Below are 22,685 nucleotides of genomic sequence, written 5' to 3' on the forward strand. Positions count from 1 at the left end.
GCGTCCGATCCGACTTCACCTCGCCCGTGAAGGTATGGACCTGACAGCAGCCGATGGCTCGTCCTGCGAGTGCGCCGGGTCGATTGAAAGCCGCAAAACCCTTGGTGGTGATGCCATTGCCGTCATTCATCACCAATGAAGCAACAACCGGTCACTTCCGCCGACGGGAACCCGCGCGGGCCGACTTCATCGGCTGCGCGACATCCTTCTTGAAGTGCCGGACCCCGTTGCCGCGCCTGTTCACGACAATCGCTTCGAGTTCCGGATCCTTCGGCGCCGAAAGCCCCACGAGTTCACCGGGTTCGGCGCCGGCCGGGCCCTCGGTGTCCACCGCGCGTCCTTCTCCTGGTCCGACACGGACATGAACCGACTGTCGCCCGCCTCCTGCCGCCGAAGGTTGTCCCGCAATACCCGGCGGGCGTACTACGACAGCGACGACGACTCGCCGCGTCGTCGCACCATCCGAATACCTCCGGTGCGCGGACACCCCTCCGCCTTGCGATGCACCGCGTCCGGCGCCACGCGCCCATCCACCAGGGATCACGGCCCGGACCTCGGGCGTCGCCGCCCGGCGCTACGCCTCCGCCCGGCCCGACCGCGCGCCTTGGCACGCGAGGGGGCGTCCGACGTCCTCATCCACGAGACGTTCCACCCGGACGCACGACAACTCCCCTTCTCCCCGGACAGGTTGTGACGCGCGGTCGCTCATCCACGGCTCCGGGGACGGATGGCGCCTCCCGCTTTGTCCAACGCGTTCCCAGAATTTCCGCGAGCCGCAAACATCCGGCGCTCCATGTCCCCACCATCAGGGGAATCCGGTCCGCCCCCGGCGTGTGCCGCGACGGGCCGGAACATGCTCCCCGTCGTGTACGGATCACTCATAGGACGGCTCGCGGCGGCCGTCGCACTCCTCTGGCTGCTGACCGCCCCGGCACCCGCGGTGGCGGACGACTGCGCGTACGCCTCCATCGGGGAGGACAGCGGGAGTTCGGCGGTCGCCGTGACGGGCGACGGCCACTGCCACGCGGGCCCGATGCCCGAGCCGACCCCACCCCCCAGACCCGCGCCTCCACCTCCTCCGCCGCCGCCTCCTCCGCCGCCGCCTCCTCCGCCGCCTCCTCCTCCGCCGCCGCCGCCGACCCACGCGCCACCGCCTCCGAAACCCGCGCCACCACCCCCTCCGCCCTCACCCTCACCCTCCGTACGCTCCACGCCTCCCGCGCCACGACCCGTGGCGCTTCCCACCTACCGCAAGCCGCCTCGCAAGGTCCCGCGCCGCGGCACCTCCCTGGTCACGCTCACCCTCATGATCACGGCCCCCGCGGTGTTCGCGGTCGCCGTACTGCGTCCCCGCTCCCGATGACCTTCGGAGAAACCATGTCGGAATGGCTTGTTCTCGCCCTCGCCATGATTGCGGCCAGCGCCGTCGTCCTGACCATCGCGGTACTCAGCAACCGCCGAATCGCGGACGACGACGACCCGTCCGAGACGCCTGACGTCATCGAGTACATGACGATGATGATCGGCGTGGTCTACGCGATCGTGCTGGGCCTCGCCATCGCGGGCGTCTGGGAGGGACGCAGCGCCGCCCAGGAGTACGTACGCCTGGAGGCCCAGGCCCTGCACGAGGTGAAGGCCCGCTCCGCCGTCTACCCGGCCGAGGTGCGTACGCGCATCCGCAACGATGTCGACGCCTACGTCCGTCACGTCCTCCACGACGAGTGGCGGTCCATGTCGGACCACGGCACCCTCACCGACGAGGGGGCCCGGCTCCTCGACCGGGTGCGTGCCGACGTCACCGACTACCGACCGAGGAACGACCACGAGGGGCAGGCATATCAGCCACTGGTCGATGAGGTCGCCGCGGTCGACGACGCCCGCAGCGGACGCGGCCAGAGCGCCGGTGCGACCATGCCGGGCGTGGTCTGGTTCGGACTGATCACCGGGGCGCTGGTGACCATCGGGCTGATCTTCACGCTGCAGATCCGCAGAACCTTCCGCGAACTGCTGCTGGCCGGCCTCTTCAGCGTCCTGATCGCCTTTCTGCTCTTCCTGATCTGGGACTTCGACTCCCCCTTCGGCCGCGGTATCTCGGCCACCTCGGCACCGTTCCTCGACCTGTTCCCCGGGGCTGCGGGCGGATAGCCGCCCACCGAAAGCCGGCATACGGGCCATGCGCCGCTCGGGCGAAACCGGTGCCCCGAGCGGCGCACTCGGATCGACGGAGGAATGTGCGACTTCTAGCGTTTGGCCCGTCGAGGCGCATTTCTGACTCTCTGTGGAAATCCGTTCCGCAACTGCTCCTCGGGGACCGGAGGATTCACCCATGCGCGCAATAGGTGTCGCACCCGTCGCCCTGCTCGGCGCCGCCGCACTCGTCCCGACCGCCGCGGCCGCATCCGCGTACGCCGCGACGTCGACAGGCGCGTCCTCCGCGACCGGATACACCGTCACTCCGTCGGTGATCGCGCCGGGGAGCCAGGTCGTCCTGGCAGCCCGGGGGTGCTCCACAACCGCCACGGCCGGCTCCGGAGTGTTCGACACGGTCACCATCCCCAGAGGCGGAACCGCCGCGGCCACCGTCGACCGGGACGCGCGACCCGGCGCCGCCTACGAGGTGACGTTCATCTGCGACACGTCACCGGGCTCCACGGCGAGGGTCGGTCTCACGGTCGGCCCGTCCTCCGGCGTACCCACCACCGGCACTCCGGTCGCTCCGGCCGGTCTGCAGGGCCCACCCGGTGACGGCGTCGACAGGACGAACGCCGCGAAGGTCGCCGCCGGCACGGCGGTGGCGGTGGTCACCGCCACCGCCACCATCCATGTGGTGCGCCTGCGCAGGGAGAGCCGCCCGCACTGAGAGCAGGGCAGTGCGGCCCGATACGCCCGTCGCCCCGGGTCCTGTCGACAGGCACCGGGGCGACGGGCGTGTCGAGCGCCGCGCCCACGGGAGACGCCACCGCGACGCCGCGACCGGCGATCCCGCCGCCGACCGCGTGCTCACCGGCGCTGCGGCACCGTGATCCGGTAGCCGTCGGCGAGCAGTTCGGGGAGGTACCGCCGCAGCGCGGTCACGCTCTGCGAACGATTGCCTCCCCCGTCGTGCGACAGCACGACGACGCCGGGTGCCGCCGCTTCCCGGACCCTGCGGACGATCGCGCCGACACCGGGTTCGGTCCGGTCCAGCGCGTCGACGGTCCACGCCATCGGTTCCATCCCCAGTTCGGCGCCGATCTCGAAGGAGTTCCGGTTCCACACTCCGTACGGCGCCCGGAACCAGAGCGGCGGAACACCGGTGATCCTCTCGATCACCTCGCTGGTGCGGCCCATCTCGTCGTGGATGCCGGCCCGCGAGAGCGTGGTGACCAGGGGATGCGTCCAGGTGTGGTTGCCGATGGTGTGACCGTCCGCGGCGATCGCCCGTACCAGGTCCCGATGGTCGTGGGCCATCTCCCCGCAGAGGAAGAACATCGCTCGGACATCGTGTTCGCGCAGTGCGGCGAGGATGTGCGGGGTGTGGAGCGGGTCGGGGCCGTCGTCGAAGGTGAGCACCATGGCCCGCCCGATCTCGGGCAGTTTCTCGAAGGGCCTGGTGCGGACGGGGGGCGCCGCGGGCCTGAAGCGGGGAGGGGCGCCCGCGGTCATCGGCCGGAGCCGGTAGGCGGAGGGCAGCGCGCCGGATGCGGGCCGGGGTTCCGCGGCACCCACGACCGGTCCGGAGGTCCGGGACGGTGTTCCGGCCGGGTCTGCGGCGAGCACACGCACGGCACCGGCCGTGCCGAGTCCGGCAGCCAGCCTCAGCAGCATTCTGCGTCCCGGTATCCTCTGATCATTTTTCATGACCAACTGCTCGCACGTCGGTGTGCGCGCCCCGGTCGACGACACCGGACGTGTGCGGTTTTGTACCCGATGGAGGGACCGACTCCGGAGCAACCGGCAGCCCCTTCCCAGGTCGCGCCGCATCCGCTCCCGGAGCCGGCTCCGGGAGCGGATAGCCTCACTGCCGTGACCGACCAGCAGCCCCACCAGTTCGAACGTGGCACAGACGGCCCAAAAGTGATCGTCTCCGGCCTCGACGGGTCCGATTCGTCCATGCGTGCCGCGGCGTACGCGGCGGGACTCGCCCGTCGGCAGGGAGCCATGCTCGCCCTCGTCTACGTCCAGCCCGTACTGCCCGCCGGGGCCGCGCTCGGCGCACCGGTCGCCGACACGACCGGAGAGGTCGCGGAGGGGCTGGTGAACGAGATCCGGGAAGCGACGGCGCGGACGAAGGACATATGGGATGTGCGCTGGGAGTTCCACACCTTCCGCGGTGATCCCTACAACGGGCTCGTGACGGCGGCGGACGAGCTCAAGGCCGATGCCGTCGTGGTGGGAGCGTCGGAATCGGCCGGGCACCGGTTCATCGGTTCGGTGGCCATCAGGCTGGTGAAGGCGGGCCGTTGGCCCGTCACGGTAGTGCCGTAACCGTCGCGGAACCCACACCTCCGCCGGACGGCACGCCGTCTTTCGTCCCTGCTCCGCCTGGGCCATCATGAGCGCCCGTCAGGGACATCCGTCAGCGAAGAGGTGACTCATGGCCAGGCTCCGAGTGGGCGAGGGTGTACTGCGCCGCAAACCGATCGAGCAGATCGACGAGACGAGGCCGACGGGGGATGTCACCACGCGGCTCACCCGATCGCTCGGTCTGTGGCAGCTCACGGCGATCGGCGTGGGCGGCATCATCGGCGCGGGCATCTTCACCCTCGCCGGCACGGTGGCGAACGGCACCGCGGGACCCGCGGTCCTGCTCTCCTTCCTGATCGCGGGTGTGGCGAGCGCGGCGGCCGCGTTCAGTTACGCGGAGTTCGCGGGCCTGATCCCCAAGGCCGGTTCCGCCTACACCTATGGATACGCGGTGCTCGGCGAGCTGGTGGGCTGGTTCATCGGCTGGGACCTGTTGCTGGAGTACACGGCCATCGTCGCCGTGGTCGCGATCGGCATCTCCGGCTACTTCAGCTTTCTGCTCGGGGAGATGGGGCTCGAACTGCCGAAGTGGATGCTGGGCGCGCCGGGCACCGGGCCGGGCCATCGGGTCGACCTTTTCGCCTCGCTGCTCTGCCTGCTCGTGGCGTACCTGCTGACCCTCGGCATCAAGAACGCCGCCCGCTTCGAGACGGTCGTCGTCGTTCTGAAGGTCCTGGTCGTCCTGCTGGTCATCGGTGTCGGCGTGTTCCACGTCGACACCGCCAATTACCACCCGTTCTTCCCGTTCGGCGTGAGCGGCGCCTTCACCGGCGCGGCCACGGTGTTCTTCGCGGTGTTCGGGTACGACGCCATGTCGACGGCCGCCGAGGAGTCCAAGGACGCCCAGCGCCACATGCCGAAGGCGATCCTGTACTCCCTCGCCATCTCGATGGTGCTCTATGTGGCGGCGTGCCTGGTGCTCACGGGGATGCAGAGCTACCAGGACATCGACCCGGAATCCGGGTTCTCCACGGCCTTCAAGTCGGTCGGGCTCAGCGGACTCGCCAATGTGATCGCGGTGGGCGCCATCATCGGCATCCTCACCGTGATGTTCACCTTCATGCTCGGCGTGACCCGGGTGTGGTTCTCGATGAGCCGCGACGGGCTGCTGCCCAAGTGGTTCGCCAAGACCCATCCGACCCGGCACGTACCGACCCGGGTGACCTGGATCGTCGGCGCGGCCTCGGCCGTGATCGCCGGCTTCCTGCCGATCGGCGAGGCCGCCGAGCTGACGAACATCGGCATTCTGCTGGCGTTCGTGGTGGTGTGCATCGCGGTGATCGTGCTGCGCTACAAACGGCCCGAACTCCCCCGTACCTTCCGCACCCCCGGCATGCCGTTCGTGCCGGCCCTGGGCGTGGTGTTCTCGGTCTGGCTGATCACCTTCCTGCAGTGGCAGACGTGGGTGCGCTTCGTGGTGTGGTTCCTGATCGGTCTGGTGATCTATTTCGGGTACTCGTACCGGAAGTCCGAGATGGCGAGGGCACCGGAGGCGGGAACGGGCACGGGAGCGGGTTGATCCGTCGCGCCGTGTTCCTTCGCCCCGTCCGCGCAGGGGACGGGGCGAAGGGCCGTCGGCGTCCCGCGAAGCCCCCGACGCCCGTACGGACATCGCGCCGGGCACCGTGCGCACCACCGAGCCGCCCGCCGCCCGACCGTTCACCGCACCATTCGCCGCACTGTGCGACCGCTCGTCGCACGGCGCCGCCCATCGACTGTTCCTCGGAGCCCCGATGCGTTCGTATACGCCAGTCGGCAGCGAAACGGCAGGGGCCACCACGGGGAAGGGCGTTCACGATGACCACCACGACGACCGACGAGCGGGCCCTCGCGGATGTCCAGCGGGAACACGGCCCCGCCCTGTTGCACTTCCTGCTCGGGCTGACCTTCGGCGACCGGCAGCGGGCCGAGGATCTGCTCCAGGAGACGCTGGTGCGGGCCTGGCAGCATCCGGAGGCCTTCGACGCTCCGTACGAGTCGATGCGGCCCTGGCTCTTCACCGTCGCGCGGCGCCTGGCGATCGATGCGCGCCGGTCGAGGCAGGCCAGGCCCACCGAGGTGGGTGACGTCGTGCTGGAGGCCGCCGCGGGCGAGGAGGACACCACCGAGTCCACGGTCTCGGCCCTCGACGTGCGCGACGCCGTACGCACACTCAGCCCGGAACACCGCGCCGTCCTCGTCCAGATATATTTCCGCGGCCTCAGCGTGGGCGAGACGGCCCGGGTCCTGGGCGTTCCGGCGGGCACCGTCAAGTCCCGGTCGTACTACGCGCTGCGGCAGCTCTCCCGCAACCTGCCGGGCTACTCCAGCAGATCGTCCGCGCTCAGCAGGGCAAGCAGCGACACGGCCTCCGCGACCTCCACGTAGTCGGCGGCGCAGCGGTCGCAGGACTGCAGATGGCGGGAGACCGTACGGGTCTCGTCGGTCGCGAGCGCATCGAGGACGTAGGCGCCGAGCAACTGCCTCACGTGCGGGCCCTCCCCGGGGTCGGCGGTCATCGCATCCTCGTGTCGTGGACGGGTCCGGTCGTGACGGATCCTGCCTTTCTGGCCACGCGGGGCGCGCTCCCCCGGTTCAATGCTCCGTGAAGCCCGGTGCCGAGAAGAGAAAGAGGCGAGACGGGATGCGCCCGGAACGTCAGGATGGAACCAGTGGGGGCGGGCTGCTGGTCCCGATGGCCTGGATGTACGCCGAGTACATGGCCGATGAGCTGCTGCGGACCGGCGACCTGATGGAGCCGTCCACGCTGGAGTACCGCGCGGGCCGCGACGCGCTCGCGCTCACCATCTTCCTCTCCGACGACGGTGCGGCCGACGCCCTGCCCGCGGCCCGGATGGACGAGTTGCGGCTGCTGACCGCGTACGGGACGGCCTGGCGCGGCTGGGTCTGTGAGCGGCTGGACGCGCCGGAGGCCTCCGCCGGGTCCGGCGGCGCGGACCCCGATCTGGCACTGGCCCGCGCGGCCTGGCGGTGGCTGGAGGAGACCGAACTCCTCGCGGCCGACCTCGACGCGATCGGTCCGCCGCCGTGGGAACCGGTGGGCGACGAGCCGGATGCGGACGAGACGGCCCAGGTGTGGACGCCCGCCTGGCAGCTGGGGCTGCCGCTGGGGCATCTGGCGATCCACCTGCACTGAACGCCTCCCCGCCCGGTGATCAGGAACCGTGCACCCCCGCACGGTACTTGGGCAGCCGCACCGTGATCCTCATCCCTGCCCCGAGGCCCGTCTCGATGACGAGTCCGTAGTCGTCCCCGTACACCTGACGCAGCCTTTCGTCGACGTTCAGCAGGCCGATCCCGGTGGAGTGGCCGCCCTCGCCGCGCAGAATGTGGCGCAGGCGCTCCGGGTCCATTCCCGCACCGTCGTCCTCGATGACGACTTCGGCCTCGGAACCGGCGTCGAGTGCGCTGATGGTGATCCGGATGGGGGTCTCCCCCGCTCGGCCGGAGCCGAGGGGCCGGGGAGGGCCGACCGCTCCTTCGAGCCCGTGCTTGACCGCGTTCTCGACCAGGGGCTGGAGGCAGAGGAACGGCAGGGCGACGGGCAGCACCTCGGGGGCGACCTGGAGGGTGACCGCGAGCCGTTCGCCGAAGCGGGCCCTCACCAACGCCAAGTACTGATCGATGGAGTGCAGTTCGTCGGCGAGGGTGGTGAAGTCGCCGTGTCTGCGGAACGAGTAGCGCGTGAAGTCGGCGAATTCCAGAAGAAGTTCGCGGGCCCGCTCGGGATCGGTACGGACGAACGAGGCGATGGCGGCAAGCGAGTTGAAGATGAAGTGCGGAGAGATCTGGGCCCGCAGCGCCCTGATCTCGGCCTCGATGAGCTGGGTGCGGGAACGGTCGAGCTCGGCCAGTTCCAACTGTACGCAGACCCAGCGGGCCACCTCCCCGGCCGCTCTCGCCAGCACCGCGGATTCGCGTGGGGCGTAGGCGATGAGAGTGCCGAGCACCCGGTGGTCGACGGTGAGCGGTACGGCGACGGCCCAGCGCAGCGGGCAGTCCAGGTCGTCGCAGTCGCTGTGGAAGGCGGTGTCGCGACCGCTGGCGAGAAGGCCGCGCACCTGGTCCATGACGTGCCGGCCGTGGTGTTCGCCCGCCCCGTCCCAGACCAGCACCCGGTCGCGGTCGGTGAGGCAGAGGGCGTCGGTGCCGAGCAGCGAGCGGAGCCTGCGGGCGGATTTGCGGGCGCTCTCCTCGGTGAGTCCGGCGCGCAGGGGCGGCGCGGCGAGCGAGGCCGTGTGCAGGGTCTCGAAGGTGGCGTGCTCGACGGGGGTCCCGACGTCGCTGGTGCGGACGGGGCGGGCGGTGCGGCGGCCGACCAGGAAGCCGACCCCCAGCAGCAGGAGGACGAGTACGGCGTATCCGGCCCCGGTCATCGGTGTCTCCCGGAGGTCAGCGCTTCCGGCAGGTGGAAGCGGGTCATGGCGGCGTTGGTGCCGGGAGGTATGCGGCCGGGCGTGGCGAGGGAGACCAGGACCATGGCGAGGAAGCCGACCGGCACCGACCAGACGGCGGGCCAGGCGAGCAGGGCGTGCGGCCAGCCCGGCGGGCGTACGGCGCCGCTGACGGTGATGGCGACGGACAGGAACGCGGAGCCCCCGCCCAGGAGGAGTCCGGCGATCGCTCCGGGCGGGGTGAGCCGCCGCCACCAGATGCCGAGGACCAGGAGCGGGCAGAAGGAGGACGCGGAGACGGCGAACGCCATGCCCACCGAGTCGGCCACCGGCACCCGGCTGACCATCAGCGAACCGGCCAGCGGCACGCACACGGCGAGGACGGTGGCCAGCCGGAAGTGCCGTACCCCGCGCGAGGGAAGCACGTCCTGGGTGATGACCCCGGCGACCGCCATCGTGAGGCCGGAGGCGGTCGACAGGAACGCCGCGAAGGCGCCGCCCGCGATGAGCGCGCCGAGCAGATCGCCGCCGAGCCCGCCGATGACCCGCTCGGGCAGCAGCAGCACCGCGGCGTCCGCGTCCCCGCCGTGGATCAGTTCGGGGGCGTACAGCCTGCCCAGGGCGCCGTAGACCGGTGGCAGCAGATAGAACACGCCGACGAGCGCGAGGACGGCGACCGTCGTGCGGCGGGCGTCGCGGCCGTTGGGGCTGGTGTAGAAGCGGACGACGACGTGCGGCAGCCCCATGGTGCCGAGGAACGTCGCGACGATCAGCCCGTAGGTGGCGTACAGCGGATGGTCGGCGCGGAAGACGGAGAGCTGCTCGTCGAACGTGACCCGGGGCTGCCCGTCCCCCTGCCAGGCGAGCACGAGGAAGATCGCGGGGACGAGGAGCGCGGTCAGTTTCAGCCAGTACTGGAAGACCTGCACGAAGGTGATGGAGCGCATACCGCCCGCGGCGACGGCGAGGACGACGACGGACGCCACGAGCACGTCGCCGAGCCATCCGGGCGCACCGGTCAGGATCTTGAGCGTCAGTCCGGCGCCCTGGAGCTGCGGTACCAGGTACAGCCAGCCCGCCGCCACGACGAAGACGCTCACCAGCCGGCGCACCTGTCGCGACTCCAGTCGCCCCTCGGCGAAGTCGGGCAGGGTGTAGGCCCCCGAGCGGCGCAGTGGCGCGGCGACGAAGACCAGCAGTACGAGATAGCCCGCGGTGTATCCGACCGGGTACCAGAGCATGTCCGGGCCGTGCACGAGCACCAGGCCGGCGATGCCGAGGAAGGAGGCGGCGGAGAGGTATTCGCCGCTGATCGCCGCGGCGTTGAGCCGGGGCCGCACGGTGCGCGAGGCGACGTAGAAGTCGGAGGTGGTGCGGGAGATGCGCAGCCCGAAACCGCCGACGAGGAGGGTCGCGGCCACGACCACGGCGACGGCCGCCACCGCGTACGTACGGCTCACTGCGCGGAGCGGCCTTCCACGAGCCTGGCGAAGTCGCGTTCGTTGCGCTCGGCACGCCGCACGTACCACCAGGCGGTCAGGGTCAGCGGCGGATAGGCGGCGAATCCGAGGACCGCCCAGACGAGCGCGGCGCTGTGCAGGGCCTCGAAGACCAGCGGCAGCGTACCGACGACCACGGCGAGGACGGTGAAGGCGGTGAGTCCGGCGCGCAACTGACCGCGCATCAGTGAACGTACGTACGCGCCGCCGAGCGCGGTCTGCTCGTCGATCTCCGACTGGGTGCGATAGCGGGGCAGCGGGCGGACCCGCCGGGGCTCCCCCGTCACCACTTCGCGCCGGGGCGCAGGCTCTGCGGACATGGGCTCGGAGTGTACGCAGCACCGGACCCCCGTGGGAAGAGCCTGCGAACCCGGGTACGTCCTGGTCAGCGGCCGGTCTGGCGCATCAGCAGATCGCGCAGCGCGCGGGTGTGGCGACGGCTCACGGCGAGTTCCGCGGTGCCGATGCGCACGCTCATACTGCCCGCGTCGAGGCGGAGTTCGTCGATCCGGCCCAGCGCCACGAGATGGCGGCGGTGGATGCGTACGAATCCGCGCGAGCGCCAGCGTTCCTCCAGCGTGGTGAGGGGGACCCGGACCAGGTGGCTGCCGGTGGCGGTGTGCAGCCGGGCGTAGTCGCCCTGGGCCTCGGCGTAGGCGATGTCGTCGATCGGGATGAACCGGATCACGCCACCGAGCTCCACCGGTATCTGGTCGTTGGCGGTGTCGAGCACGGGTGCGGAGCGGCCGCCGACCTGTTCGGCCACCCGGCGGACCGCCTCGGCGAGCCGTTCGCGGCGTACCGGCTTGAGGACGTAGTCGACGGCTTTGAGGTCGAAGGCGTGAACGGCGAAGCCCTCGTGCGCGGTGACGAAGACGATGAGAGGGGGCGCGGCGAATCCGGCCAGCAACTGGGCGACGTCGAGGCCGGTGAGACCGGCCATGTGGATGTCGAGGAAGACCACGTCGATCGCGGACGGGTCCTCGGGTCCCGCCTCGACGGCGCTGCCGATCCGGCGCAGCGCCTCGGTGGCCCCGGTGGCGCCCTCGGCGCTGCGGATGCGGGGATCGGCGCGCAGGAGGTAGAGGAGTTCCTCCAGGGCGGGTTCTTCGTCGTCGACGGCGAGTACGCGCAGCATGGGGCGGAGTTTAGGACGTGCCGGGGGGTATGGGGCCTCGCGATTCACCGCTTCTTCCTGTACCGGACGGTGTGCGCACCCCAAGGGCTCATCACGATGTCGACAACCGTGGGACGGGGGTGCCCGGACAGCCGGTGCCGTCGGGTTCGACGGCGCCCGGCGGAGTGTGCCGGGCCGGTGCCCGCGCTCGCGCGGTGCTCCGGGCGGACACCGCCGGGCGCCGCACCGTGAACAGATCTTCCCGGCTGCGCCGGGGCTACGGCGGACGCCCACCGGTCCGGGCTACTTGAGCAGTCTGGACAGGCGGCGGTCGGCCAGTCGCCTGCCTCCGGTCTGGCAGGTCGGGCAGTACTGCAGCGAGGAGTCGCTGAACGAGACCTCTCGCACGGTGTCCCCGCAGACGGGACACGGCTCGCCGGTGCGTCCGTGGACGCGCATCCCGCTCTTCTTCTCGGCCTTGAGCTTCCCGGCCGCCAGTCCGCTGGAGCGCGTCACCGCGTCGCGGAGCGTGGTGCGCAGGGCGGTGTGGAGCCGGGTGATCTCGTCGTCGGTGAGGTTCGCGGTGAGCAGATACGGCGACATCTTCGCGACGTGCAGGATCTCGTCGCTGTAGGCGTTGCCGATTCCGGCGACGAGGGACTGGTCGCGCAGGGCGCCCTTGATCCGTCGGCGTTCCCCGGCGAGCAGCGCGGCGAACGCATCACGGTCGAAGGAGTCGTCGAGGGGATCGGGGCCCAGGCGGGCGATACCGGGGACCTCGCCCGGGTCGCGCACCAGATGGACGGAGAGGCGTTTGGTGGTGCCCGCCTCGGTGAGATCGAAGCCGCCGCCGCCGACGAGTACGGTGCGCAGCGCCAGGGGGCCCTTGCCGGGACGCGGCGGCGCGGTGGGGAAGCTGTCCTTCCAACGCAGCCATCCGGCCCGCGCGAGATGGGTGATCAGGTGCAGCGGGCCGACGCCGATGTCGAGGAACTTCCCGTGCCGGGCGATGTCCGTGACCGTGCCGCCGTGCAGTGCGGTGAGCGGTGGTTCGTACGTCTTGAGGACACTGACGTTGAGCGGCAGGACCCGGTCGATCTCCCTGCCGACCAGGTGGTCGTCGAGGAAGACCCGCAGGGCTTCGACTTCCGGCAGTTCGGGCATGGTCCCAGACTGCCGGAACCGTGGGCCGGACGCCTGTCAGAGGCCGTACACGCGCTCCGCCGTGGTGGCGAGGACACGGCACCGCTCGTCCTCGGTGAGGGCGCCGATCAGGGTGCGTGCCGTGTCGACGACCTCCTCGTACGTCGCGGCGAGCCGGCACACCGGCCAGTCCGAGCCGAACATCGTCCGGTCCGGCCCGAAGGCGTCCAGGACGGTGTCGGCGTACGGGCGCAGATCGTTCACGGTCCAGGAGCGCACATCGGCCTCGGTGACCAGGCCGGAGAGCTTGCACACGGTGTTGGGCCGGGCGGCGAGCGCTCGCAGGTCGTCGGCCCAGGGACGCAGTGCGCCGGCTGCGACGGGCGGCTTGCCGGCATGGTCGAGCACGAAGGTCAGCTCGGGCAGCAGAGCGGCGGCCTCGACGGTGGCGGGCAGCTGGTGGGCCTGGACGACGAGGTCGTAGACGAGTCCCGCGTCGGCGACGGCGCGCAGCCCGCGCCGGACGTCGGGGCGCAGCAGCCACCTCGGGTCGGGTTCGCCCTGGACCTGGTGGCGGATGCCGACGAGCCGGTCCCCGCCGGGGAGTTCACGCAGGGCGGCGAGGGTGTCCCCGACGTCCGGTGCCGTGAGGTCGCACCAGCCGACGACGCCCGCGACCAGGTCGCTGTCATGGGCGAGGGCCAGGAATTCGGGGGTCTCCCCGGGCACGGTGACGGTCTGGACGAGGACGGTGGCGTGCACCCCCGCGGCGCGTGCCTCGGGCTCCAGTTCGGCGAGGGTGAAGGTGCGCCGGATCGGGGCGAGTTCGTCGCCGGTGATCCATTCCTGGTCGCGCACGGACAGGTCCCAGACGTGGTGATGGGCGTCGACGATCCGTTCCTGACCTGTCATGTCACAGCTCCCAGGCGACCGGCAGACCGGCTTCGGCACCGTCCGACGAGTAGTCGTGCGCCACGTCGAGGAGTTCGTCCATCCTCGCCTGCCAGGCGACGTTGACGGGGAGTTTCTCCAGCTCGGCCAGGAGTGCGGCGTAGTCCTCGCAGTCGATGACGTGGAAGAGATCGGTGCCGCTGCGCCAGATCGTCCAGGAGGTGGCGCCCGCCGCCCGGATCGCGGCGGTCAGCTCGGCGGGGACCTCGCGGTGGGCGGCCTCGTACTCCTCGATGCGATCGGCACGGACCTTGGTGTGCAGGGCGATCCTCATGTCAGTGTCCGTCCTCGGTCAGCAGGCCCTCGGCGCGCAGGTCGTCCCAGAGTTCGTCCGGGATCTCCCGGCGCAGCAGGGCGGCGGCGTCGCGCACCTCGTCCGGGGAACGGGTGCCGACGAGCACTCCGGCGACGGCCGGATGTGCCAGCGGGTAGTGGAGCGCGGCGGCCCGCAGCGGGACGCCGTGGCCTTCCGTGACGGCCTTGATGCGCAGCGCCCGGTCCAGCAGGGCGAGGGGTGCGGCCGTGTAGTCGTACGTGGCACCGGGGCGCGGATCGGCGAGCAGCCCGGAGTTGAAGACGCCGCCGACGACGACGCTGCGGCCGCGGGCGGCAGCTTCGGGCAGCAGCTCGGACAGGGCGGACTGGTCGAGGAGCGTGTAGCGGCCCGCGCAGAGCACGACGTCGACGTCGGTGTCGCGCAGGAAGCGGGTGAGCATCGCGGTCTGGTTCATTCCGGCACCGATGGCGCCGACGACACCTTGTGCGCGCAGTGCCTCCAGCTGCGGATAGGCCTCGCGGAACGCGGTCTCCGCGTGGTCGTCCGGGTCGTGCAGATATGCGATGTCGACCCGGTCGAGACCCAGCCGCTCCAGGCTGTCCTCGATGCTGCGACGTACGCCGTCCGCGCTGAAGTCCCAGCGGCGGCGGTGGGTGGCCCGTACGGCGAAGCCCTCCGAGAGCCCGTCGGACATGTTCTCCGGGGCGCCGTCGGCGGGCAGCGGGTCGAGCACCCGTCCCACCTTGGTGGACAGCACGTAGGAGTCGCGGGGCCTGCCCCGCAGGGCCTCACCGAGCCGTCGCTCGGAGAGCCCGAGTCCGTAGTGCGGGGCGGTGTCGAAGTAGCGGATGCCCTCGTCCCACGCGGCGTCGACCGCGGCCGCGGCCTGCGCGGGGTCCACGGCGCTGAAGAGATTGCCGATGGCGGCCGCCCCGAAGGACAGTTCGGTGACGTCGACCGCGCTGCTTCCCAGTCTGTTGCGCCGCATGCTTCCGCTGCCCTCCCCGATGATCGCTTCCTGCACAGAGCGAATATTCATCGGATCACTCGGGCACGTCAACACCTCGGGCACCATGAACTGCGGCTTCTTCTCGGAAATCTATCCGACCTATGGTCGACGCGAGGGCGGCCCGTCAGGGGGGCGGCAGCAGCGTGAGCAGATGCGCCACCTCGTCGTGGGCACAGCCCGCCAACCGGTCCAGATCGGGCAGCGCCTTGCCGTCGGCCACCAGGCCGACCTGCACCCGGCCGCCGTACGTGGACAGGGCGACCGCCAGGGACTGACCGCGCGCCAGCGGCGCCATGGGGTAGACGGCGCGCAGCGGACAACCGCCGAGCGAGAGGGCCGAGCGCGGCAGGGGCACGCTGGTGACCAGGACGTCGAAGAGCATCCTGGCCGCGTTCCCGGCGATCGGCGCGCCGAACCGATGGGCCAGCGAGGGCAACTGATCGGCGAGCACGGCGACCGCGCCGGCGCCGCGGAAGGGGCCCGCGGCCTTGTTCCGGTCCATGGCGGTGCGGACGGTGCGGAGCCGTTTCCAGGGATCGGGTTCGGAGACGGGGAGACCGAGCAGATACGCGGAGAGCTTGTTCCCGGTCGCGGCGGGCTGACCCGGACGTCGACGGGAGACCGGCACCAGGGCGCGCGGGTCCTCGGGAGGCAGCGCTTCACCGCGCTCCAGCATCCAGCGGCGCAGCGCCCCGGCCACGACCGCGAGCAGGACGTCGTTGGTCGTTCCTCCGGCGGCCCGCCGGATGCGCTGGACGGCGGCGAGGTCCAGGTCCGCGGTGACCAGCCGCCGGGTTCCGCTGGAGCTGGCGGTGAGTGCGGGTGCTCCGCGCAGATCCAGGCGGCTCGCACGGACCATGGAGGCGCCGACCCCGAAGGCCCGCCCGAGGTCCTCGATCCGGCCCAGCGCGAGACCGGCCACCTGACGGGGGCCGGGCATCCAGGAGCGGGGCGGGACCGCGCGCGACCGACGAGGGGATGCGGCGCCGCGGGCGCGGCCGGCCAGCGGGGCGATCTCGTCGAAGATCCCGGCGCCGATGGCGACGGCGCGCATCCCGTCGGCGAGCGCGTGGTGGAGCTTGACGAGCACGGCGAAGGGGCCGCCGTCCGCACCCTCGATCAGATACATCTGCCAGGGAGGCAGGCCCCGTTCGAGCGGCTGCTCCATCAGCTCGCCGGCGAGCCGGGTGGCGCCGGCCATGAATCCGCCGTCGTCCCGCGCCTCCACACCGCTCAGGCGTACCCGCTCAATGCGCCGACGCACGTCGAAGTCCTTGTCCACGAACCAGGCCGCGCCACCGACCGGCAGCAGCACGTCCCTGACGCGCATCCGCAGCCGGGGAATGGCGGCGGCGCGGGTGCCCAGGAGTTCCGAGACGTTCGCGGCGCCACGCGCCGGGCCGGGAGCCGGGGCGAACACGGCAAGCGCGCCGAGATGCATCGGGTGGGCATCGGATTCGAGGTGCCAGAAGGCGAGATCGAGGGGTGCCAGTAGCTCAGTGCCCAACGGATCCTCATGTCATCGAAAGACAGACTGCCGGAGTCGCAGTCAATCGCTTGCGGTCGGTTACGGTCAAGCACAGACATGTTACTTTCTGTTACTGTCGGGTAATGATCGACGCTGCTGTCATTCACGTTCCGGAATGACGAATTCACACCAGACGCACTTGCCGCCGCCGCGTGATTCCACGCCCCAGAGGTCCGCCAGCCGGTCCACCAGCATCAGTCCCCGCCCGGACACCCCGGCCTCGCCCGCGTCCCGGCGCCGGGGCAGCGCGCTGGACCGGTCCTCGACATCGACCCGCAGGCGGCGCTCGGGCCCGGTGAGCACCCGGATCGTGACGATCGCCCCGCCGTCGGTGTGCATCAGCGCGTTGGTGATCAGCTCGTCGGCGGCCAGCTCGACCTCGTCGGCCCGCGCCTTGGCGCCCCAGGCGCGTACGGCCGCCCTGATCATGTGCCGCGCGGAGCTCAGCGCCTCCGGATCGCTCTGCGCGACATGCTGTTGGAGACGGCCGCCCGGCTGGGGCGCGTGAGCGGCCTTGCGGCCGAGCAGCAGAACCGCCACATCGTCCTCCCCACCGCGGTCGTCGACCTCTTCGCAGAGCTTGTCGGCCAGCTTCTCCAGATCGCGCGGGCCGTCACGCACCATGGACGTGAGCAGCTGCATGCCCTCATCGAGATCGGCGCCGGGCACCTCCACCAGGCCGTCGGTGAACAGCACCAGCGCCTGACCGGGGTCCAGGTCGACCGTGCTGACGGGGTATTCGAGCCGCCCGAACTCGGCCGAGAGGCCCAGCGGCAGCCCGCCCTCCACGGCCAGCCCGCGGCAGCTGCCGTCGGTGTCGCGCATCAGCGGATCGACGTGGCCGGCCCGGACCAGTTGCACCACTCCGGTCGTCAGGTCGACCTCGGCGTAGGTGCAGGTCGCGAAGCGGTCGGTGTCCAGCTCATGGAGGAAGACGGAGGCCCTGGCCATCACCGTGGCGGGGCTGTGCCCCTCGGCGGCGTACGCGCGCAGCACGATACGGAGCTGCCCCATGACGGCCGCGGCGTGCGTGTCATGGCCCTGGACATCCCCGATGACGGCCCCGACCCGGCCGCCGGGCAGTGGGATGACGTCGTACCAGTCGCCTCCGATGTCCCGGCCCAGCCGGGCCGATCGGTACCGCACGGCGACCTGCGCGCCGGGCACCTCGGGGATCCGGCGCGGCAGCATGGCCTGCTGGAGTCCCTCGGCGAGGTCGTGCTCCTGCTCGTACAGCATGGCCCGCTGCAGGCTCTGAGCGATGGAACTCCCGAGCGCGACCAGGAGATTGCGTTCGTCACCGGTGAAGCCGCCCTTGTCGCTGTAGAGCAGTCCGATCGCGCCGATGGGCCTGGCCTGGGCGATCAACGGCAGATAGGCGGCGGACGTGATGCCGAGGTGGCTGATGTGGGGCCAGAGAATGGGGTACGAGGTGGCGAAGTCGGTGGCGGACTCGATGAAGCGGGGCATGAGCGTGCGGACCACTTCGCTCATCGGGTACGGCTCGTCCGTCCGGGTGTAGCGGGTGCCGGGGACGAACGAGCCCTCCGGGCCGTCCGCCACGAGATGGATGCGGCCGGACTCGATCAGCCCCACGACCAGGCTGGTCGCACCGAGATGCGCCAGACCCTGGGAGTTCTTCAGCACCTCGATGACGTCACGGACCGTCCGGGCGTGGGCCAGTGCGGCCGTGGTGCCCTCCACCAGGCTGGTGCGGCGCCGCCGCTCCGCGTCCAGTTCGCGGCGGGCGGTCGAGTCGACGAGCTCCTGGGTCGCGTCGCGGACGATACCGATGATGCGCAGGGGCCGGCCGGTCCCGTCGCGCCGGATGAAGCCCTGGGTGTGCGTCCAGCGCAGCGTGCCGTCGCGCCTCAGGATCCTGAAGTACGCGCCGTAGTTCCGCTGCCCGCTCTTGAGCGCCTGCGCGACCATGGCGTCGAGTCGCACACCCTCGTCCGGCGGCACCCGCGGGCCGAGCGACTCCGGCCTGCCGTCGTACTCCTCGGCCCGCAGATCGAACACGTCGAGTGCGGGCCGGTCCATGTGCATGAGGCCACTGTCGAGATCCCAGTCGAAGCTGCCCATACGGTTCAGGGCGAGACTGAGATCCGGGTGGGCGGGCCAGTCGTCCGGGAGTGACAGGGCACCCGCTACCCGATCATCCATGTGGGTCACTCTGCCATCATTTGTCCGATTCTTCGAGTGAACCCGAGGCCCTTGGAGGCAATCCCGTGCCGCCCGCACAGGCGGACGCCGGACGCCTGCCGGGCGCCGCGCCGCGGCCCACCGGGACGCCGGGAACCAGCGCCCGCCGAAAGGCCGCAGGTCAGCAGCGGCTACCGTGTCCCGTGGAGCACGGTAAGCCCATCCTTACTTCTACCCTGCGCCGCACTGCCCGCGTCACCCCGTTCTAAGGACCTGCACCCCATGACCCGCCCCGTCCGCGTCGCCATAGTCGGAGCCGGCCCCGCCGGTATCTACGCAGCGGACGCGCTGTTGAAATCCGAGGCCGCACAGGACCCGGGTGTTTCGATCGACCTGTTCGAGCGGATGCCCGCCCCCTTCGGCCTGATCCGTTACGGAGTGGCCCCCGACCACCCTCGGATCAAGGGCATCGTCCAGGCGCTCCACCAGGTGCTCGACAAGCCTCAGCTGCGACTGTTCGGCAACGTCGACTACCCCTCCGACATCAGCCTGGACGACCTGCGGTCCTTCTACGACGCGGTGATCTTCTCCACCGGCGCGGACGCGGACCGCGCGCTCGACATCCCCGGCAGCTCCCTGGCCGGCTCCCACGGCGCGGCCGACTTCGTCTCCTGGTACGACGGGCACCCCGACGTGGCGCGCACCTGGCCCCTGGAGGCGGAGAAGGTCGCCGTGCTCGGCGTGGGCAACGTGGCCCTGGACGTGGCGCGCATGCTCGCCAAGACGGCCGACGAACTGCTGCCGACCGAGATACCCGCCAACGTCCACGAGGGCCTCAAGGCCAACAAGGCCCTGGAGGTGCACGTCTTCGGGCGTCGCGGTCCCGCGCAGGCCAAGTTCAGCCCGATGGAGCTGCGGGAGCTGGACCACTCGCCGAACATCGAAGTCGTCGTCAACCCCGAGGACATCGAGTACGACGCGGGATCGATCGAGACCCGGCGCGGCAACAAGCAGGCCAACATGGTCGCCTCCACGCTGGAGAACTGGGCCATCCGCGACGTGGGCGACCGGCCGCACAAGCTGTTCCTGCACTTCTTCGAGTCCCCGGTCGAGATCCTCGGCGAGGACGGCCGGGTCGCCGGTCTGCGCACCGAGCGGACCGAACTGGACGGCACCGGGAACGTCAGGGGCACCGGGCGCTTCACCGACTGGGACGTGCAGAGCGTCTACCGTGCGGTCGGCTACTACTCGCGGGAGCTCCCGAAGCTCCCGTTCGACGTGGCCTCCGGCACCGTCCCGCATGCCGCGGGCCGGGTCGTCGACGGCGAGGGGCCCATGCCGTCGGTGTACGTCACGGGGTGGATCAAGCGCGGCCCGGTCGGCCTGATCGGCCACACCAAGGGGGACGCGAACGAGACGGTGGCCTGCCTCCTGGACGACCACGCCTCGGGCCGACTGTCCGTGCCCGACAACCCCGAGCCGGAAGCGGTCACCGCCTTCCTGGAGAAGCGCGGCGTCCGCTACACCACTCGCGAGGGCTGGCACCGCCTGGACGCGCACGAGCAGGCCCTGGGGGCCGAGCAGGGACGCGAGAGGATCAAGGTCGTGGAGCGCGAGGCCATGCTGGACGCCTCCGAGCCCCGCCCCTGACCGCGCGGACCGATGACCCTCCCGGCCCGGCACCGCGGCCGGCCCGGGAGGGCGGCTCCGTCCGCCTCGGCGGAGCCGCCCGGCTCACGATCGTTCAACGCCCCTGCAGTGCCTTGACGTTGTCCCCGAACGTCCACCCCTTCGACCCGTCCCAGTTGAGCGACCAGGTCATCAGGCCCTTGAGGTTGTTGCCGTAGTGGTTCCACGCCTGCGCCACCTGACCGGTCGACATGTGACCGCCCCCGGCGCCGGGCTGGGCGGGCAGCCCCGGAACCTGCTTGTCGTAGGGGACCTTGATGGTGGTGCCCTGGACGACGAGGCCCTTGTTCAGGCAGTCGGTCTGCGCGGTGAATCCTTCGACCGTGCCGGCGGAGTACGAATCCCCCGCGCAGCCGTACATGCTGCCGTTGTAGTACTGCATGTTCAGCCACCACAGGCGGCCGTTGTCCGCGTACTTCTTCACGATCGGCAGGTAGGCGCCCCAGATCGAGCCGTAGGTGACGCTCCCGCCGGTCACGTAGGCCGTCTCCGGGGCCATCGTCAGACCGAAGTTCGAGGGCATCCGCGCCAGCACACCGTCGATGATGCGGATGAGGTTGGCCTGCGAGGTGGACAGCTGGTTGATGTTGCCGCCGCCGGTCAGACCGGTCTCGATGTCGATGTCGATCCCGTCGAAGTTGTACTTCTTCAGGATCGGCACCACCGTGTCGACGAACCGGTCGGCCACGGCACTGGAGCCGAGGTCGATGCCGGCGGTCGCGCCGCCGATGGACATCAGCGTGGTGAGCCCGGAGGCCTTCGCCTGACACATCTCGGCGGGTGTCGGGACCTTCACGGTCGAGTCCATCCCGTCCTCCCACAGGACGGTGCCGTCCGAGAGGATGACGGGGAAGGCCGCGTTGATCACGTTGTAGCCGTGAGCCGTGATGCGGCTGTCGGTGACCGGGATCCAACCGAGCGGGGGGTGCACGCCGTTGGACGCGCCGTCCCAGTTCTCCCAGTACCCCTGGAGCACCTTGCCCGCGGGCTTCGACTTGACCGCACAGGTGTCCTCCTGCGCGGCGCTCGGCGTCGCGCCGACCAGCATCTGTACGACACATGCCGCCGCGAGGCCCAGCCCCAGCAGGCGCGTTGTCCGACCGATCATGTTCCGTTCCCTTTCCGGGCGAATCGAACGATGAATGTCATGATCCTGACAAGCACGCGAACATCACCGACCGCGAGGCTCCGTGCGACACGACGCACCCAACGTAGGTTGGTCCAGACCATTCGTCAATGAGTCCGGGCCGGGACCGGGAACCGAAGGCCGGTTGTGAGCGGAAGTTGACTTAGCTTAGGCTTACCTAAACCTTCGCACTCTGCGCGGGATCCGACTGCTCCGTCCACCAACCCCTGAGGAACACCCATGTCCCGGTTCACCCGCGTGCGTCGCCGGACGCTCGCCGCAACTGCCACCGCCGCAGCCCTCGTTCTCGTCCTCGGTGGCTGTTCGTCCGGCGACGACGGCAAGGAGACCTCGGGCGCATCCGGGAAGAGCAGCGGAGCGTTCCCCGTCTCCATCAAGAGCGCCCTCGGCACCGCGGAGATCAAGAAGCAGCCCGAACGGATCGTCACGCTCGGCCAGGGATCGACGGAGACCGCCATCGCGCTGGGCCACACTCCGGTGGGTATCGAGAGCTACGAGTGGGGTAGCGACAAGACGGGCTACCTGCCCTGGATCCACGAGGCGGTGGAGAAGAAGGGCCAGAAACTGCCGACCCAGTTCAAGGGCGGCGAGGACATCGACTTCGAGGCCATCACCGAGCTGGCGCCGGACGTCATCCTCGCGCCGTGGTCCGGGATCACGCAGAAGCAGTACGACATCCTCAAGGACATAGCCCCCACCGTGGCCTACCCCGATCTGGCGTGGAGCACGGACTGGGACCAGCAGATCGAGATCATCGCCAAGGCGCTGGGGCAGCCGGACAAGGCGAAGACCCTCATCTCGGAGATCGAGAAGCAGCTGTCCGACGCGGCGGCCACCCGGCCGAACTACAAGAAGTACAAGTTCTCCTACATCTACACCTCCGGCCCCGGCACCCTCGGCGTCTTCAAGCCCGAGGAGCAGCGCGTCAAGATGGTCTCCTCGCTCGGCCTCACCGTCGACCCGGTGGTGAACTCCTTCAAGGAGACCAAGGGCACCGACTCGGCACTCATCGGTCTGGAGAACGCCGAGAAGCTGAAGGACAGCCAACTGGTCTTCACGTTCTACACCGATGACAAGACCCGCAAGGAGATCGAGGCGCAGCCGCTGTACGCGGCGATTCCGGCCGTCAAGAACGGTGCCGTGGTCGCCGGCAAGGACAACTCCTTCGTCACCGCCTCCTCGATCATCAACCCGCTCACCGTTCCGTGGGTGATCGACCGTTACCTGCCGATGATCGACAAGGCGGTCGAGGCCGCCGACGGCAGCCGGGGCTGACCGCC

23 protein-coding genes are annotated in these 22,685 nt (G+C 70.5%); 9 read left to right on the forward strand and 14 right to left on the reverse strand.

Features of this window, described 5'->3' with window-relative positions; translation table 11 throughout:
* Window positions 1–151 precede the first annotated feature (151 nt).
* Entirely contained in the window at window positions 152–331 is a 180-nt protein-coding gene (locus ACIRP2_RS31990; RefSeq protein ID WP_404256433.1) for a hypothetical protein, read from the reverse strand.
* 900 nt (window positions 332–1,231) lie between these two features.
* Between ACIRP2_RS31990 and ACIRP2_RS31995 the strand changes: the two genes are divergently transcribed.
* From ACIRP2_RS31995 to ACIRP2_RS32005, 3 genes are all read left to right on the forward strand, one after another.
* Window positions 1,232–1,363 carry a hypothetical protein gene (locus ACIRP2_RS31995; protein WP_351084420.1) on the forward strand — a complete coding sequence of 44 codons (132 nt, stop codon included), beginning with the start codon at window positions 1,232–1,234 and terminating at the stop codon, window positions 1,361–1,363.
* 14 nt (window positions 1,364–1,377) lie between these two features.
* Window positions 1,378–2,145, forward strand: coding sequence for a hypothetical protein (locus ACIRP2_RS32000; protein ID WP_404256435.1), 768 nt, complete (start codon window positions 1,378–1,380; stop codon window positions 2,143–2,145).
* Between the two features lie 181 nt (window positions 2,146–2,326).
* A complete protein-coding gene (locus tag ACIRP2_RS32005; protein WP_404256437.1) occupies window positions 2,327–2,860 on the forward strand; it encodes a hypothetical protein in 534 nt (177 codons plus the stop codon).
* 140 nt (window positions 2,861–3,000) lie between these two features.
* On the opposite strand, the gene ACIRP2_RS32010 is transcribed toward ACIRP2_RS32005, so the two are convergent.
* A complete protein-coding gene (locus tag ACIRP2_RS32010; protein WP_404256439.1) occupies window positions 3,001–3,840 on the reverse strand; it encodes a polysaccharide deacetylase family protein in 840 nt (279 codons plus the stop codon).
* A 165-nt stretch (window positions 3,841–4,005) separates the two neighbouring features.
* Between ACIRP2_RS32010 and ACIRP2_RS32015 the strand changes: the two genes are divergently transcribed.
* From ACIRP2_RS32015 to ACIRP2_RS32025, 3 genes are all read left to right on the forward strand, one after another.
* Window positions 4,006–4,467, forward strand: coding sequence for a universal stress protein (locus ACIRP2_RS32015; RefSeq protein ID WP_404256441.1), 462 nt, complete (start codon window positions 4,006–4,008; stop codon window positions 4,465–4,467).
* A gap of 109 nt (window positions 4,468–4,576) precedes the next feature.
* Entirely contained in the window at window positions 4,577–6,025 is a 1,449-nt protein-coding gene (locus ACIRP2_RS32020; protein ID WP_404256443.1) for an amino acid permease, read from the forward strand.
* Between the two features lie 278 nt (window positions 6,026–6,303).
* Window positions 6,304–6,873: a sigma-70 family RNA polymerase sigma factor gene (locus tag ACIRP2_RS32025; RefSeq protein ID WP_404256445.1), complete on the forward strand. Its 570-nt coding sequence runs from the start codon at window positions 6,304–6,306 to the stop codon at window positions 6,871–6,873.
* Here the strand turns inward: ACIRP2_RS32025 and ACIRP2_RS32030 are convergent.
* Entirely contained in the window at window positions 6,807–7,004 is a 198-nt protein-coding gene (locus ACIRP2_RS32030) for a zf-HC2 domain-containing protein (protein ID WP_404256447.1), read from the reverse strand. The genes ACIRP2_RS32025 and ACIRP2_RS32030 overlap by 67 nt on opposite strands.
* Before the next feature lie 125 nt (window positions 7,005–7,129).
* Here ACIRP2_RS32030 and ACIRP2_RS32035 point away from each other — a divergent pair, with 125 nt between their 5' ends.
* Window positions 7,130–7,642 carry a hypothetical protein gene (locus ACIRP2_RS32035; protein WP_404256449.1) on the forward strand — a complete coding sequence of 171 codons (513 nt, stop codon included), beginning with the start codon at window positions 7,130–7,132 and terminating at the stop codon, window positions 7,640–7,642.
* Between the two features lie 19 nt (window positions 7,643–7,661).
* Here the strand turns inward: ACIRP2_RS32035 and ACIRP2_RS32040 are convergent, their stop codons facing one another.
* The 10 genes from ACIRP2_RS32040 to ACIRP2_RS32085 form a co-directional block, all read right to left on the reverse strand.
* Window positions 7,662–8,882 carry a sensor histidine kinase gene (locus tag ACIRP2_RS32040; protein WP_404256451.1) on the reverse strand — a complete coding sequence of 407 codons (1,221 nt, stop codon included), beginning with the start codon at window positions 8,880–8,882 and terminating at the stop codon, window positions 7,662–7,664.
* On the reverse strand, window positions 8,879–10,360 hold the full coding sequence (locus ACIRP2_RS32045; RefSeq protein ID WP_404256453.1) for a cation acetate symporter: 1,482 nt from the start codon (window positions 10,358–10,360) through the stop codon (window positions 8,879–8,881). Before ACIRP2_RS32045 ends, ACIRP2_RS32040 begins: the two co-directional genes overlap by 4 nt.
* A complete protein-coding gene (locus ACIRP2_RS32050; RefSeq protein WP_361444668.1) occupies window positions 10,357–10,719 on the reverse strand; it encodes a hypothetical protein in 363 nt (120 codons plus the stop codon). Before ACIRP2_RS32050 ends, ACIRP2_RS32045 begins: the two co-directional genes overlap by 4 nt.
* A gap of 65 nt (window positions 10,720–10,784) precedes the next feature.
* A complete protein-coding gene (locus ACIRP2_RS32055; protein ID WP_404256455.1) occupies window positions 10,785–11,537 on the reverse strand; it encodes a LytR/AlgR family response regulator transcription factor in 753 nt (250 codons plus the stop codon).
* Between the two features lie 282 nt (window positions 11,538–11,819).
* Window positions 11,820–12,680 (reverse strand): Fpg/Nei family DNA glycosylase, encoded by an 861-nt coding sequence (locus ACIRP2_RS32060; RefSeq protein WP_404256457.1) that lies wholly within the window; start codon window positions 12,678–12,680, stop codon window positions 11,820–11,822.
* 36 nt (window positions 12,681–12,716) lie between these two features.
* Window positions 12,717–13,571 (reverse strand): amidohydrolase family protein, encoded by an 855-nt coding sequence (locus ACIRP2_RS32065; protein ID WP_404256459.1) that lies wholly within the window; start codon window positions 13,569–13,571, stop codon window positions 12,717–12,719.
* A gap of 1 nt (window position 13,572) precedes the next feature.
* A complete protein-coding gene (locus tag ACIRP2_RS32070) occupies window positions 13,573–13,884 on the reverse strand; it encodes an L-rhamnose mutarotase (RefSeq protein WP_383077148.1) in 312 nt (103 codons plus the stop codon).
* Window position 13,885: 1 nt separating this feature from the next.
* Entirely contained in the window at window positions 13,886–14,875 is a 990-nt protein-coding gene (locus ACIRP2_RS32075; protein WP_404256461.1) for an aldo/keto reductase, read from the reverse strand.
* Between the two features lie 145 nt (window positions 14,876–15,020).
* Window positions 15,021–16,403 (reverse strand): wax ester/triacylglycerol synthase family O-acyltransferase, encoded by a 1,383-nt coding sequence (locus tag ACIRP2_RS32080; RefSeq protein ID WP_404256463.1) that lies wholly within the window; start codon window positions 16,401–16,403, stop codon window positions 15,021–15,023.
* Window positions 16,404–16,523: 120 nt separating this feature from the next.
* Window positions 16,524–18,590, reverse strand: coding sequence for a SpoIIE family protein phosphatase (locus ACIRP2_RS32085; protein ID WP_404256465.1), 2,067 nt, complete (start codon window positions 18,588–18,590; stop codon window positions 16,524–16,526).
* Between the two features lie 261 nt (window positions 18,591–18,851).
* Between ACIRP2_RS32085 and ACIRP2_RS32090 the strand changes: the two genes are divergently transcribed.
* A complete protein-coding gene (locus tag ACIRP2_RS32090; RefSeq protein WP_404256467.1) occupies window positions 18,852–20,219 on the forward strand; it encodes an FAD-dependent oxidoreductase in 1,368 nt (455 codons plus the stop codon).
* A gap of 94 nt (window positions 20,220–20,313) precedes the next feature.
* Here the strand turns inward: ACIRP2_RS32090 and ACIRP2_RS32095 are convergent, their stop codons facing one another.
* The gene (locus tag ACIRP2_RS32095; protein WP_404256790.1) at window positions 20,314–21,363 is read right to left on the reverse strand and encodes a chitinase; all 1,050 of its coding nucleotides are present in this window, start codon (window positions 21,361–21,363) and stop codon (window positions 20,314–20,316) included.
* A gap of 261 nt (window positions 21,364–21,624) precedes the next feature.
* Here ACIRP2_RS32095 and ACIRP2_RS32100 point away from each other — a divergent pair, with 261 nt between their 5' ends.
* Window positions 21,625–22,680, forward strand: a complete 1,056-nt coding sequence (locus tag ACIRP2_RS32100) for an iron-siderophore ABC transporter substrate-binding protein (protein ID WP_404256469.1) — start codon at window positions 21,625–21,627, stop codon at window positions 22,678–22,680.
* The last annotated feature ends 5 nt before the right edge of the window (window positions 22,681–22,685 follow it).

Origin of the sequence: Streptomyces sp. NPDC101194 (genome assembly GCF_044767885.1) — a bacterium.
Lineage (GTDB): Bacteria > Actinomycetota > Actinomycetes > Streptomycetales > Streptomycetaceae > Streptomyces.